Source organism: Actinoallomurus acaciae (genome assembly GCF_042429965.1).
GTDB classification, from domain to species: Bacteria; Actinomycetota; Actinomycetes; order Streptosporangiales; family Streptosporangiaceae; genus Actinoallomurus; species Actinoallomurus acaciae.
Genome location: NZ_JBHLZP010000233.1, coordinates 1 through 14,318, shown reverse-complemented (window position 1 = coordinate 14,318; position 14,318 = coordinate 1). Strand labels below are relative to the sequence as shown.

At 70.3% G+C, this 14,318-nt stretch carries 8 protein-coding genes and 1 pseudogene; 1 reads left to right on the top strand and 8 read right to left on the bottom strand.

Annotation, left to right across the window (positions count from 1 at the left end; genetic code table 11):
• From ACFFNX_RS27220 to ACFFNX_RS27205, 4 genes are all read right to left on the bottom strand, one after another.
• Nucleotides 1–2,053 (bottom strand): right-handed parallel beta-helix repeat-containing protein (locus tag ACFFNX_RS27220; protein WP_378208204.1); only part of this gene is annotated, 2,053 nt, incomplete at its 3' end.
• Nucleotide 2,054: 1 nt separating this feature from the next.
• Nucleotides 2,055–3,404 carry a type VII secretion integral membrane protein EccD gene (gene eccD, locus ACFFNX_RS27215; protein WP_378208201.1) on the bottom strand — a complete coding sequence of 450 codons (1,350 nt, stop codon included), beginning with the start codon at nucleotides 3,402–3,404 and terminating at the stop codon, nucleotides 2,055–2,057.
• A gap of 43 nt (nucleotides 3,405–3,447) precedes the next feature.
• Nucleotides 3,448–3,762, bottom strand: coding sequence for a WXG100 family type VII secretion target (locus ACFFNX_RS27210; RefSeq protein WP_378208198.1), 315 nt, complete (start codon nucleotides 3,760–3,762; stop codon nucleotides 3,448–3,450).
• A gap of 21 nt (nucleotides 3,763–3,783) precedes the next feature.
• Nucleotides 3,784–4,161 (bottom strand): WXG100 family type VII secretion target, encoded by a 378-nt coding sequence (locus tag ACFFNX_RS27205; RefSeq protein WP_378208195.1) that lies wholly within the window; start codon nucleotides 4,159–4,161, stop codon nucleotides 3,784–3,786.
• A 282-nt stretch (nucleotides 4,162–4,443) separates the two neighbouring features.
• Here ACFFNX_RS27205 and ACFFNX_RS27200 point away from each other — a divergent pair, with 282 nt between their 5' ends.
• Complete coding sequence (locus ACFFNX_RS27200; protein WP_378208193.1) at nucleotides 4,444–5,910, top strand: hypothetical protein; 1,467 nt, start codon at nucleotides 4,444–4,446, stop codon at nucleotides 5,908–5,910.
• A gap of 58 nt (nucleotides 5,911–5,968) precedes the next feature.
• Here ACFFNX_RS27200 and ACFFNX_RS27195 read toward each other — a convergent pair whose 3' ends face one another.
• From ACFFNX_RS27195 to ACFFNX_RS27180, 4 genes and pseudogenes are all read right to left on the bottom strand, one after another.
• Nucleotides 5,969–7,018 (bottom strand): helix-turn-helix domain-containing protein, encoded by a 1,050-nt coding sequence (locus ACFFNX_RS27195; RefSeq protein WP_378208190.1) that lies wholly within the window; start codon nucleotides 7,016–7,018, stop codon nucleotides 5,969–5,971.
• Nucleotides 7,019–7,640: 622 nt separating this feature from the next.
• Nucleotides 7,641–12,074, bottom strand: a complete 4,434-nt coding sequence (locus ACFFNX_RS27190) for a hypothetical protein (RefSeq protein WP_378208187.1) — start codon at nucleotides 12,072–12,074, stop codon at nucleotides 7,641–7,643.
• A gap of 437 nt (nucleotides 12,075–12,511) precedes the next feature.
• Nucleotides 12,512–13,012 (bottom strand): hypothetical protein, encoded by a 501-nt coding sequence (locus ACFFNX_RS27185; RefSeq protein WP_378208184.1) that lies wholly within the window; start codon nucleotides 13,010–13,012, stop codon nucleotides 12,512–12,514.
• 83 nt (nucleotides 13,013–13,095) lie between these two features.
• Nucleotides 13,096–14,318 (bottom strand): annotated as a pseudogene (locus ACFFNX_RS27180) (hypothetical protein); the annotation flags it as partial.

The window sequence follows — 14,318 nt, the reverse complement described above, 5'->3', positions numbered from 1 at the left end:
ACCGGGCCACCGTCGTCTTGCCCGTACCCGGATTCCCCGCGAACACCAAATGCCGCGACAACGGCGGCGGAGACAGGCCGAGCTCCTCGCGCCGCTGGACCGTCCGCATCAGCTGTGCGAGCGAGCTGACCTCCTGCTTGACCCGGTCCAGCCCGACGAGACGGTCCAGCTCGGCCAGCAGGTCCTCCAAGCTCTCCCGCGCGTCCTCGTCCGAGGCTTCGGCCTCGGAGTCCCCGGCCGCCCGCTTCGGCGCACTCTCCGCCTGCGGCATCGACCCGGTGGTCACTCCGCTGGTCCAGCAGTCCTCGAACACCGGCGCCGCGCCGTCGGCGAGCGTGAGGTCCTCGCCGGTGTCGCGGACCACGCAGCGCCGCAGGGCCGGCGTCGCCTCCTCCCCCACGTAGATCGCGGGGAAGCCCGTCTCGGCGATGTCGCAGTCCTCGAACACCCCGGCGCTCCCCTGGCCGGCGTACAGGCCGTTCTTGCCCGTACGCGCGACCGTGACGTCGCGGACACGCGGCCGGGCACCGGCCCACACGATCAGGCCGCTTCCCGCGGTGTCGGTGATCCGCATGCCCTCGATCCACGCCTCGCTGCGCTCGTCCAGGAAGATCCCGGCCGAACCGGTCCTCTCGATGCGGCCTCCGGAGATCAGGACCCCGGTGTCGGCTCCGACCTCGATGGCGGTACGGGTGACGGCGGTGAACGCGCAGTCGTCGAGGAGCGGCCGGTGCGTTGTGGTGATCTTGGCGCCGGCCTCGACGTCGCTGACCTGGCAGCCGCGCAGCAGGGCGTCTCCGCCCTCGACGCTGAGCGCGGCCATCCGGACGTGCTCCACGGTCACACGTTCGGCGCGCAGCCCGGCCTGCCGGCGCACGCGCAGACCGTGCTCGGGCGTCTCGGACACGCGGCAGTCGCGCAGTGTGGCCTGTGCGCCGCCGTCGAGGTGGACGGCGGTGAACGCCGTACGGGACACCTCACAGTCGGTCAGGGACAGGGTGGCGGCGCCGCTGCAGTGCACCCCGTTGGCGGCCGTGCGGGTCAGCACCGTACGCCGGGCGTGGACGTCCGCCGAGTCCGCGAGGACCAGTGCCGTTCCGGTCCCGTCGACGAGGCGGACGTCCTCGATGTCCATACGGCAGTTCCCCGAGACGAGCACACCGGTGCCCTTGGCCTCGCGGACGTGACAGTCCTTCAGCAGGACGCCGGAGTCGCCGCGGGCCGACACCCCGTCGCCGGTACGGGTGATCTCGCACTGCTCCAGGCGGACCCGGCGCTCCTCCCGCCCGGCGTCGGCGCCGGCGGGCCCGTCCTCACCGGTCGTCTCGTTCTCGCGGTCGCCGGACCACCGTGCCGAGCCCTCGATCCGCACTCCCTCGGCGCTGGTGTCACGCAGCCGGCACCGGCGAAAACGCGGATGTGCGAGCCCCTCGACCAGGACGGCGGCGTCACCGGTCCGGCCGATCTCACAGTCGTCGAACACACCGCCTCCGGTGCCGGCGACGTGCAGACCGCTGCCCCGCGCGTCGTCCACCGTGGTACGGGCGCAGTCGACGTGCGCCGAGTCGTCCAGCCGTACGCCGTCGCCGTCCACCGAACGGATGACGCAGTCCTCGATCACGGTCCGGCTCGTACCGGTCAGGTAGATCCCGGCGTACACGGCGTCGCTGATCTCGCATCCACGCAGCGTGCACCCGGCGTCCGACGTGATCTCGATGCGGCCGCGGCCGATCTCACACCGCTCCAGTACCGGTGAGCCGCCCTTGACCAGGACGGCGGCCTCCTTCGGGGAGGCCCCCTCGACCGTGATGTCCTGGATGGTCGCGGCGCACCCGTGCAGCATGAGCGCGGACCGCTGCGGGGCCACGATGCGCACCGTGCCCGGGCCCTTGGCCGCGACGATCGTCACGTCCCGGTCGAGGACCACCGACTCCTGGTAGACCCCCGGCTGCACCGACACCGTCGCGCCGTCCTCGGCCGCGCGCACGGCGGCGCCGATCGTACGGTGAGCGCCCCAGGCGTTCGACGAGACACGCTGCCAGGCCGGTTTCACGTCAGATTCGTCCGCCGAGGTGCGCCAGGTCGCCGAACACCCCGAAGACGCCCACCGCGAGCGGCACGGAGAGGGCGACCAGGGCGATGCCCGCCGTCCCCAGCCAGGACGGCCGTTCTTCCGGAACCTCCGTCACGGTCGTTCTGCTCGCCAGAGCGCAGCCGACGGCGAAGACCGCGGCGCCGACGGCGCACACCAGCAGGGCGACGGATGTCGAGCGCAGGTGGAGCAGGTGAACGGGCGCCCTGAGCGCGACAGTGGTCACACCGGCGAATCCAGCAACGAGACGGGACATGACGGTCACGGGCACCTCGCTCTCTCCGGCCTGCGCCAGCAGGCCGAGGCTGACGCACAGGGCCAGCGCGACGGCGAACAGGTTGCCCGAGTCGCCCAGGACCAGGAGGCAGCCGACGACCGCCAGAGACAGAGTCAGTACGAGAGCGATCAGAGCGCCACGGCCACGCCCCATGACCGTCGCGATCTCCGTCGCCGGCTCGGCCGGCGTGTTCTTCCTCCCCTGCGCGGGAGCCAGGGCGGCCAGGCGCCCGGCGACGGCGGGTGCGGCGCTCAACATGATGAGTGCGACCACGCCCGTGACCGCCGCGCACTCGGCGTAGGACGCGTGCAGCACGGCGAGGAGGATCGCGACGGGCAACGCGATCGCCGCGAGCAGCGCCGCCAGCAGAGTGCTCACGTCCGGCACCGCGAGGGCGGCCGCGAGGGCGCCGATGACGGCCCCGGCCACGGTCCCGGCTGCCGCCGCGCTCGTCGACGCGGGAATCACGTAGCCGGCGAAGGCGAAGAGCGGACACGCGGCCATCGCGACCCCGGCCCGGAGAGGTCCGGGCATCGCCCAGTCGCGGCGGGCCGCCGATCCGCCGAGCAACGCCACGACGGATCCGGCGATGATGGCGATGAAGGCCGTCACCGGACCGCGCGGCCCGGTGAGCGCCGGCAGCGCGACCGCACCGACCATCACGGCCAGGCCGATGCCGACGGTCGTGAACACGCGATGACGTGTGTTCCACCGGTCCCATCCGCCGCGCACCTCTTCGGCCAGGTCCTCCAGGTCGGTGACGACCGGCTCCTCCGTCTCGCCCTCGACGGCGTCGCGCAGGTAGAGCGTCGCGCCGTCCGCGACTTGGGCCTCCAGCAGCGAAACGCCGAGGGGGAACGGTCTGGCGCCCGGCAGCGCGAGCGACCAGGACGCCGGGAAGGTCTCATCGGTCTCCTGGCCGCACAGCCGTGTCAGTTCGGGCACGTACTCGGCGATCGGAGCATGGGCCGGCACGGCCAGATCGACACGCCGCCGCCTGCCGACCACCGTGATCCGGCACCGTTCATCGTCCACTTCGGATTCCTCGCATCGGTCCTGGCGGGAGGTACGGGCCGGCTCAGTGCTGCCAGGTCTGGATGTTGGACCACTCGGCGTCGGAGTAGTTGCCCCAGTTGACGTGCATCGTCTGGGCGATCCGCCCGAGCACGCCGTCCGGGCCGAACAGGCCCTCGGCGGCGATGTTCCACTCCTGCTGGAGGCCCTGGTAGTAGTCGGCCGCCTTGCTCGCGGTCCAGGCGTCCGCCAGGGGCGCGAGCTGCGCCTTCAGTCGCGACAGATCGTCGGAGCAGGTCGTGGCCTGGGTGTTCAGCCACGCTCCGGCGCCCTCGAGACCGCTGCCGACGTAGATCGGCGTGCCGTCGATGTCCGCCATGAGAAAACGTCCTCTCGTTGACTAGGTGAGGTTCGCCCCGCCGATCGTGCGGCCTCCGGCGGGCAGGGACGTGTCGAGCGACCGCAGGTTGGTGATGTTCGTCTGCTCGGAGTCGGTGTAGTTCACGTAGTTGCCGCGCAGGCCGGAGGCGATGTCCGTCAGGCTGTCGTGGAGCATCTTGGCGTAGATGTCGTACTCGGCCATCAGCGTCTGGAAGGTGTTGTACGCCACGCCCTGCCACGACGCTTCCAGGCCGACGACGTAAGACCTGATCTGCGCCAGGACGCCGGCGATCTCCGTCGCGGTGTTGTCGGTACTCGTCGCGGCAGTGGAGAGATATTCGGGCGTGACCTTGTAGGTCACGCCTCCCACGGTCGTCGTGCCGCCATTCACGGCCATGGCGTCCACCTTTCTTCGTGATGTCACCGGGCAAGCCGGAACCCGCGGCAGGAAACGGCCTCGCCGGGTTCGTCGCATAAAGGCGAACTTGATCGTTCCAGTCGGCGCGCCGCGACGTCTTGGACACCTGCGCCAGATCGTTGAACGTGCACGTCCGGCGGCCGGATCACTGGCGCCGTCCTACCGCTTCGGCGGCAGGGACGTTCTCGCCCGCCGCCGATGTCCACTGGAAGAATTGCTTCGTTCCCCTCATCATGAGAGAAGAAAATGCAAGAAGACAATTTGGATTTCGAGACCACCGTCTTCGAAAAGGAGTACATCGAGCTCGGCGGACGCCGGGAGGCCATCGTCCGCGGCGGCCGGCACCTCTTCGACCGGCTCCCCCACGCCCTGGCGGGCGTCGGCCAGATCGGCGTCATCGGGTGGGGCCCGCAGGGGTCCGCGCAGGCGCAGAACCTCCGCGACTCGCTGAACGGCACGGTCAAGGTGGCGGTGGGCCTGCGGTCGGGGTCGCGGTCGTTCGAGGCGGCGCGTGCGGCCGGCTTCCGCGAGGAGGACGGCACGCTCGGCGAGATGTTCGAGGTCATCGCCGCGTCGGACATGGTCCTGTTGCTGATCTCCGACGCCGCGCAGACCGACCTGCACGAGAAGATCTTCGCCACCCTGCGGCCGGGCACCACACTCGGCCTGTCCCACGGCTTCCTTCTCGGCTACCTCGCGGACCGGAACGAGACGTTCCCCGCCGAGGTCGACGTCGTGGGCGTCTGCCCAAAGGGCATGGGAGCCTCGGTGCGCGCGCTGTACCTGCAGGGCGCCGAGGTGAACGGTGCGGGCATCAACGCCAGCTTCGCGGTCCACCAGGACGTCACCGGCCACGCCGTCGACCGCGCCCTGGCCTGGTCCGTCGCGCTCGGCGCGCCCTACACGTTCCAGACCACGCTCCGCTCGGAGTACCTGTCGGACCTGACCGGCGAGCGGGCGATCCTGGCGGCCGGAGTGCACGGGGTGGTGGAGAGTCTCTTCCGCCGCTACCGCGAGAACGGGATGAGGGACGAGGAGGCGTTCCGGCTCTCGGCCGAGTCGGTCACCGGCCCGATCTCCAAAATCATCTCCAGGGACGGTCTCCGGGGCCTTTATGAAAGGTTGAGCGAGGACGACCGGTCCGTCTTCGCCCAGGCGTACGCGGCGGCCTACCCGGTCGGCCTCGAGCTGACCCACGAGATCTACGACGAGGTGGAGTCCGGCAACGAGATCCGCAGCGTCGTGCTGGCCGGCAAGCGCCTCGGCCGCTTCCCGATGGGCAAGATCGACCAGTCCACGATGTGGCAGGTCGGCCAGAAGGTGCGCGGGAACCGGGCGGAGAGCGAGATCCCGCTGAGCCCCTTCACCGCCGGCATCTACTGCGGTGTCCTGATGGCCCAGGTGGACACCTTCCTGGCCAAGGGACACCCGTACTCGGAGATCGCGAACGAGTCGGTCATCGAGGCCGTGGACTCCCTCAACCCCTACATGCACGCCCGTGGCATCGCGTACCTGGTGGACAACTGCTCGACCACCGCGCGCCTCGGCGCCCGCAAGTGGGCCTCGCGGTTCGACTACCTGCTCACTCAGCTGGCCTATCCGGCGATGGACCAGGGCGCGGCGGCCATCGACCTTGCGCCGTTCACGGCGTTCGAGGACCACGTCATCCACGACATCCTCCGCGTCTGCGCGGAGATGCGCCCTCCGGTGGACATCTTCGTCGAGTAGACCGGTCCCGCTTCGGACGCCGGTCCATCCCCGTCGGGTGGACCGGCGTTTCGTCGTGCTAGATCACGTCCAGGCCCTGCGCACGAAGGCGGGTGTTCCGGTCCATCTTCCGGTACTGCGTCGGCGTGAGGCCGAAGCGCTGCCGGAACGCCCGCGAGAAGTGGGCCGCGTCGGCGAACTGCCATCGCGCGGCGAGATAGGTGATGGTGACCGAGGAATCCTGGGTCGCCATCTCGATCCGGGCATGGTCCAGTCTCCGCCGGCGCACGTAGGCCATCACGGACTCATCCGATTCGGCGAAGGTCCGGTGAAGGGTACGCAGCGATACGCCCAGGCCCTTGGCGATCGTGTTGGGATCCAGGGCCGGGTCGCGGAGATGGCGGTCGATGTACCGTTCGGCACGGCTGCGCATCTGCGAGGAGCTCACCTCTGACGAGAGTTCGGCGTCGAGAATCCCTCTGATGAGGTGAAGAGTGGCGTTCCGGGCTCTCTTGGCGGCCTTGCAGGTCAACGTGCCGGCCGTCTCGCCGAGCGCGTCGAGCTGGGCGAGCAGCAGGCGGGCCTCCGGCGAGGACGACCCCACTGCCACGAAGGGGATGAGCCGTTCGTAGGACACCTCGGACAGCGACTGCTTGGGAAAGATCAAAATACGCGAGGCCGTCTCTCCGTCCGACGAGTATCTCCAGCCGTTGCCGAAGTCCCGAATGCAGAGCACTCCCGGGCCGATCACCATGTCGTTTTCCGCGTCGGCGATACGGACCGAGCCCGCGGTCACCTGGAATACGACCATGAAATCGGCCCAGCCGCCGTCGAGCGAAGGACGGGAGAAGTGCACGCCGTGCGCACCGCTGACCCTTTTGACGATCAGCATGTCATCGAGGCTCTGCCAGGCCACCTGCTCCCGGTAGTCCGCCGCGACGGACACGGTCAGCTCCGGCGAGACGGCCGGCAGCCCCATATGCGCGGATCCTTTTCGCCACAGACGCTGAAGTAGTTCATCGCGCAGCGGCATATCCCGCGGTATTTCGATATGCCAGGTAACCACCTCGGGCAGATTCCTTTCTATCTCGACCGCCTGGCTTTCGTACGCCAAGTCAGCGAGCGCCACCCCGACCGCAAGCGTCGGATCACGTCGAAACGGCAGTCGGGCTCAGGGGACCTATCCATGGTGATGACGATTGAGTGACCTATGAGGCCGTGGACCTTACATCCACCGCAACAGCACTTCTATCGCTCGGCTCGACAGCGATCGCAGCCAGTGGCCGATCAATGCTGTAAGTAGACCACGGATGATCTTACGGAGATCGATCGAGGGTGAAGCTAGAAAGACCAAGCCATTGTCTTGCACGGGAGTGCCAATCCCACGTGCGCCCTCGCCGGTAATGATCTACGAGCTTTCCATCCTTACCCGACGACGGCAGGTGTCGGCAATCCGTGGCTCGGAGTTCCCACCGGCACGCGCCGGTGCCGTCACTCCGGGCGATGCACCGATTTCGGCTCGTCATGCGAAGGAGCCCACCAGTGAAATGTCAGGGAGTCGTTAAGAAGTCATGGTGAAAGTATGGTCTCGCCCACGGTCCGCCGAGCCGGGCCCTTCCCCCTCCTCGCCCACGCGCCGAAGCAGCAGTTAACTTCGTACCGATCGGTCAGCGTAGACATACGGGATGGAAAAGGGCTGAACGGGCACTTCCCCTGACGACGGCGGCCACGGACACGGGTTCAGTCGGCGTTCACTGGTTTCTTTCTCGACGGACGAGCGCCGCCTGCACACAGTAAGGGCCCGCACTGAACGTCGAGTCCCGCCAGTCCAGCTCATCGGCGGGCACGCCCGCGGATCGGCCGGTCACCAGAGACTCGGCGCCCTCCTCGACGTGGGTCGAGCCGTCCTGCTCGCTCGGCGTCCTCGGCGTCGCGGGCAGGGGGGCGGGTCCCGCGTCGGCCCGGCGGGTGAGGGCGTGCGCGAGGTCGTCGACGGCCTGGGAGAGGGACCGGCCATCGCCGGTCTCGCCCCCGGCGAGGAATCCCGTCGCGTCGAGGACGTGCCCCGGTGGGAGGCCCAACTGCTCCAGGACGTCGTCGGCCTGCCCGGTCAGCGACGCGAGGAGACCCGGCTCCTCGCCGAGTGCCCGCAGCGCGGTCCGGGTGCGCCACACGACGCCCTGGACCAGGAGCATCGTGGCCGGGTCGGGGACCGGCCCGTGCGCGCTCGGTCCGGCATCGTCGCCGCCGGTCCCGTCCGCCGTCGCGAGCGTACGGGCGAGCGCTCGCGCGGCGTCAGGTCCGCCGTCGGCGAGCTCGGCGGCGACGAGAAGGCGGGGCCGGAAGGACTCCTGCAAGTACGCCATCAGCCCGTGCTCGGGGGCCGCGGCCGTCTCCCGAACGATCGCCCCGGCCTCGGCCCAGACCCGCGCCGAGGCGTCCGGCGACAGGGTCTGCACGGTCGCCAGTGCCTGGCGGAGCGCGGGTTCGGGCTCGCGAAGCGGTTGGCCCGCCGCTTCGAGGCCGCGCGGCTCGTACGGGAGCGGCCGCCTCGTCCCGTTGAGGAGGTCGGCGGCGAGTGACCGGCCGGCCTCGGCGACCACATCGCTGATCGAGTTCTGCGCGATCCTCGCGGCCACCACCTTGACCTGGTCCGGTGACACGGCCTCCGGAGACGTGGCGGCCTCGTTGAGGAGCCGCAGCGCGGCCTCCCGGTATCGATCAGAGCCCAGCCGCAACGACAGCACCGCGTCGGCACGCCGGGGATCCAGCATCGCGCGCCGACCAACACCATCGAGCGTCTCCTCGGACGGCAGCGACCCGGGATCCACCCCGAACAGGCGCTCGCCGAACCGTACCGCCCCCTCGAACCCGCCCCACGCCAGCTCGGCACCGAAGAGCTCACCGACGTTGGCCTCCTCCACCGGCGACAGCTCCGTCGCTCCGGGAAGCCCGGCGAAATGCTCGGCCAGGATCCGACCGTCGGCTCGCAGCTCCTGGGCGACCGCATCGTCGACGCGGCCCACCAGGGTCAGCGTCTGCCCGGCGTCGTCCAGAACCTGCTGCCCCACCGGCTCACGCACCGGTGCGGCGGGCGGCGTCTCCGTGCTCGTCGTGTCGGCGGTCTTCGACGACTCCTCTCCGTCGGCGTCGGGCTCGGTCCTCGGTTCGGCCTTCTTCACGGCCTGGAGGGCCGCCTTCTCCTCGGCCCGAGCGGTGTCCATGCGCCGTTCGAGGTCGGCGAGCCTCTCATGCTCTTCCTGTGTCAGTTGCCGCAGGTCCTCCTCCCTGACGCCCGCGGCCCGCTGTTCGCGTGCGAACGTCTCCTGGCGGTGGCTCGCGGCCTGGCGCTGTCGTTCCCCCGTGCGCGCGGACTTCTTGGGCGCTGCGGGCTTGCCGTTCCCCGCGGCGTTCGCCCTCTCGTGGTCGTGCGCCTCCTCGATCGCACGGTCCAGGTGCTCCTTCGGCGTCAGCTTCCGCCGGGGCAGGCCACGCTTGTCCTGCTCGTTGTCGAACTGTTCCTGGCGCCGGTCCCGGCGTACTTCGTGCGCCGGGCGTTCGTCCTTGGCTCCCGCGCCCGCACCGGCATCGGTGCGCGCCCGGACGTCGCCGGACGAAGGAGCGGCGTCGTGGTCGGCCGCCGGTTGGTCCTTCACCTCGCCCGGCACGCCGACGGGATGATCCGTGGCGGGCGCGTCGGGATGTTCGGTCGCCGTACCCGAACCATCACCACCACGAACCCGCTGGGCGCCGCCACCGGCCCCCTCGCCGGAGCCCTCGCTCGGGCGGCCGATCAGCTTCTCGAATCCGTTCGCGCGTGCGTTGCCGTCCGGGCGGGCGGACGACTCGCCGGGGGCCCTGCCTTCGCCGGGGAAGCGGTCCTTACCGGGCGCCTTCTCCTCGTCGGCAGCGGGCCGGTCCCCGCCCTCCTCGGCGGCCTTGGCAGCGGTGTGCGGATGCTCCTCGGTGTAGGTCTCGACGATGTTCTCGGTCTTGCTGCCGGTGGACTTCGTTCGGGTACCGAAACCCTTGCCGCCGCCAGGGCCGTCATCGGAGCCACCGCCGGGGCCGCGTGAGTGCGTGTCCTCGGTCCGGATGATCTGACCGCCGACCTTGTCGTAGCGCAGTTCGTCGATCGAGAGCCTCCGCGGGGAGGCCGAGGTGAGCGAGCCGTCCTTGTCCAGGACCGGTGCGGCGTTGCCCTTGCCGGACGGAGCCCACTTCGTACGGGCGACCGTCCCGTCGGCGTGCACCTTGACGACGTCGAGTTCGTCGTCGCCCTTGAACTCCACGCGCTCCGGAGTGCCGTCGTCCTTGAAACGGTAGTAACTCTTCCCCGGGCCCATCGGCCCGGTCTTGGCGCCGGAGGACACCTCGGTGAGCGTCTGGTACAGGCCGGTCTTCGGGTCGCGGACGATCACGTTCGACGCCCCGTCCGCGACCGGCCCGCCGTCGACCCGATTCGCCTTGGGCGCGGTCACGAGCCGTTCGACCTTGGGACTTCCGAGCGGGGTCCCGTAGTGCCAGCCGTCCGGGCCGTCCTCATCCAGGCCGTGGTACTCGAAGCCGTCGTTCTTGCCTCCGCCCGGCAGCCGCACGTTCTCCGGGGGACGTTCGTAGGTCAGCAGGTCGATGTTGCCGTCGCCGTCGCGCCGCAGTGCCTGGACGGGCTTGACGTCGTCCCTGGGCGGCGCGGGTGCCCGATCCCGGGGACCGGAGACCTGGTGGCCGCGCTCGGAGGTGGCCTCGCTCGGCTTGCGGCTGACGCCGGCCACGTCCCAGGTGCCCGTGGCGTGGTCGTAGACGGCCATGCGTTCGGCCGGGTCACCGATGGGGATCCGCTGCCCCTGTCTGTACGCGAACGCGGAGTGCTCCTGCCCGCCCGTGGGCTTGGCGCTCACGACGACCTCGTCCGGGCCCAGATGCGTCTTGAAGACGGTACGCGCGCTCGGGTCGACCTCGCGGTACTCGTACTGGTCGGACGCCTTCGCCCCACCCGCGTCCGCACGGCCCTCTCCCGCCGGACCACTCCCGCCCGGCCGGTCACCACGAACGACCTTCACCAGATGCAGTTCGCCGGTCTTCAGGTTGATACGGAAAAGCTGCCGCGTGGGGTTCGGCGAAGGCTGATCCGAGGGCTTGGCCGACGAAGAGGCACCCGTCGTCTCCGTTGAGACGCCGTCCTCGCTCTTGTTCCGGTCGAACTTGTCGGCGTGCTCCCTGGTCCGGGCGTTGCGGTCTCGTGGACCGGGCTTCGGCGCGCCGGCCGGACTCTTGGCGCCCTCGGTCCGCTGGTCTTGTTCGGCCTTGGCACGCGAAGCCGTGGGCTTGCCGTTCTCCCTGGCATGCGCCTCCTGGATCGCCCGGTCCAGGTGTTCCTTCGGGGTCAGCCTCCGCGTCGGCAGGCCGTACTCCCGCTGCTCCTTGTCGAACTGTTCCTGGCGTTGGTCCCGGCGCATCTCGTGCGGCGAGCGGTTCGCCTTGGCCGCCGCGTCTTTGGCCTCGGCCGCCTTCGCCTTCTGCGCCTCCACCTTCGCGGTCGCACGTTTCACCATCGAGTCGAACGCCCGATCGGCCGGAGCCATGGACGAGTCGGCGTCGATCGTGGCCTGGTCCTCGGCCCGCGCCGGTTCACCGGGGGCGGACTCGGATCTCGGCGCCGGCTTTCCGGCTTTCTCCAGGGACTGCAGGGCCGGCTTTCCGGCTTTCTCCAGGGACTGCAGGGCCGCCTTCTCCTCAGCCCGAGCGGTGTCCCGCTGCTGTTCGAGATCGGCGAGCTTCTCGTGCTCCCCGGGCGTCAACTGGCGCAGATCCTGCTCACCCACCCCCGCGGCCTGCTGCTCCCGCTGGAAACCCTCCTCGCGCCGGGCCTTGGCCTTCTCCTCGGCCTCCGCCGAGCGAACGGGCCTCTTGGGGACCGGGGACTTCGCCGCTTCGGCGGCCGTTTTCTGCTCCGCCCGATAACGCTCTTCAAGCCCCAGATCCGCATGCTCACCAGGCGTCAGCCTCCGCCTCGGCAGACCAAGCTCATCCTGCTTCTCGTCGAACTCCTTCTGGCGTCGCCCACGCGGCGTCTTCTGCAGCTCCGCGTCGGCCGCGGCCTTTTTCGCCTGAGCGGCCTTGTTCTCCCATTCGGTCGCCCGGGCCTCCTCCGCCTCCACCTTCGCGGCCGCGCGCTGCCGCATGTCGTCGAATGCCCGCTCCGCAGGCGTCTTCGCGGAGGACTCGGCGCCATCCGAATTGTCGCCGAGAACCCGGTCGTCGGAGCCGCCGTTCCGTACGGGGCCGTCATCGGCCGCCGGACGCTCCTCGGTCGTGGCCTCGGCCTGCTCGACCGTCGCCCGGGCCGTCTTCTCACGAGCCCGGGCGGCCTCCCTGCGCCCTTCGAGATCTGCGAGCTCCTCGTGCTGCTTCGACGTCAGTTGCTGCAGTTCGTCGGCTTTCGCGCCGGCGGCTTCCTGCTTTTGCCGGTACCTCTCCTGGCGCCAGGCCTTGACCTTCTCCTCGGCCTCCGCCGAACGAACGGGCCTCTTGGGGACCAGGGATTTCGCCGCTTTGGCGGCCGGTTTCTGCTCCGCCCGATAACGCGCTTCGAGCCCCAGATCCGCATGCTCACCAGGCGTCAGCCTCCGACGCGGCAGACCAAGCTCATCCTGCTCTCGTCGAACTCCCTCTGACGCTCATCCCGACGCACCTGATACGGAGAACGGCTCGCCTTGTCCGCCGCGTCTTTCGCCGCAGCCGCCTTGGCCTCCTGCGCCTCCACCTTCGCGGTCGCACGTCTCACCATCGAGTCGAACGCCCGATCGGCCGGGACCACGGACGAGCCGTCGTCGGCGTGGGTCTGCCGAGGTCCCTCACCGGCGTCGGAACGCGCGGATTCGCCGGTGGCGTGCTCGGCCTCCTGCGGCGGTTTTCCGTCCTTCCGCAGCTTCTGCCGGGCCGTCTTCTCCTCTGCCCGAGCGGTCTTCATGCGCTGTTCGAGAGCGGCCAGCTTCTGGTGCTCTTCCGAGGTCAACTGCCGCAGATCCTGCTCACCCGCACCTGCGGCCTGCTGCTCCCGCTCGAACCTCTGCTCGCGCGAGACCTCGGCCTCCGCCGAACGAACGGGCTTCTTGGGCACCGGCGGCTTCGCCGCTTCGGCGGCCGGTTTCCGCTCCGCCCGATAACGCTCCCCAAGTCCCAGATCGGCATGCTCACCAGGCGTCAGCCTCCGCCTCGGCAGACCAAGCTCATCCTCTCGTCGAACTCCCTCTGACGCTCATCCCGACGCACCTGATACGGAGAACGGCTCGCCTTGTCCGCCGCGTCTTTGGCCGCAGCCGCCCTCGCCTCCGCCGCCTCCACCTTCGCGGTCGCGCGTCCCGTCATCGAGTCCAGCGCCCGATCCGACGGGGTCTTCGCGGACGACTCGCCCTCGGCTCCGGCTTCGCCGCGAACCTGGTCCCCGGCCCCCGTGGACTCGGCCGAAGCCGACTCGAACTTCGGTGCCGGCTTCCCGGCCTTCTCCAAGGTCCGCAGAGCCGCCTGTTCCCGGTGCCGGGCGGCGGCCCTGCGTCCTTCGAGATCGGCGAGCTGCTCGTGCTCCTCCTTCGTCAACTGCCGCAGATCCTGCTCACCCACCCCCGCGGCCTTCTGCTCCCGCTGGAAACTCTCCTCACGCCAGGCCTTGGCCTTCGCCGAACGAGCAGGACTCTTGGGCACCGCCGACCGGCGCGCCTCATCCGGCGAACGGTTCGCCTCGGCCGCCGCGTCTTTGGCCGCGGCCGCCTTCGCCTCCTGCGCCTCCACCTTCGCGGTCGCGCGCCCTGCCATCGAATCAAGCGCCCGATCCGACAGCGCCTTCGCCGACGACTCGCCCTCGGCGCTCCCCCCGTGGACATCGTCGGACGAGTGAACGGCCCCATCATGATCCGCCGCCGGACCATCCTTCGGTTGCCCGGGTCGCGCCTGCGGGGGGACGGCGGGGCCGTCGTCCACCGGCTTCTTCGGCGCGGTCGAGCCGGTCCGTGGGTCCGGCGTACGGGACGGGGGTTCCTGGGACGACGAGGCCTTCGGCCCGCCCGGACCGCCGTCGAGGGCCTTCGCTCCCGGGCCCGCGGTCGGCCGGTCCGGCGACTTGGGGAGCGGCGTACGGTCGGTTCCCGCCGGGGCGACGGCCTCGTCGCCGTGCGGTCTCACGGCTCCCGCCACATCGGCCGGGCGGGTTCCCGGGGCCCCGGTCGCCGACTCGGCGGTGGCGTTCGGTCCGGACTCGGCCGCCGACCCCGCCCGTGTGGAGGTGGGCGGCACCGGGCCTGCGTCGGCAGAGGCGGCCGGACCGGTCCGGTCAACGACCACGGCATCGTGCTCGAACGCCGAGTCGCCCGACGCCGGACGCCCGCCGACCGGCTTGGCCTGCGGGGTTCCCACGGGCGTCCGTGGGCCGC

Bases quoted from the DNA above. Each gene is read 5' to 3' on its own strand.
- ACFFNX_RS27210 (WP_378208198.1), bottom strand. From the start codon at position 3,762: ATGGCGGACATCGACGGCACGCCGATCTACGTCGGCAGCGGTCTCGAG.
- ACFFNX_RS27205 (WP_378208195.1), bottom strand. From the start codon at position 4,161: ATGGCCGTGAATGGCGGCACGACGACCGTGGGAGGCGTGACCTACAAG.
- ACFFNX_RS27190 (WP_378208187.1), bottom strand. From the start codon at position 12,074: ATGCGGCAGCGCGCGGCCGCGAAGGTGGAGGCGGAGGAGGCCCGGGCG.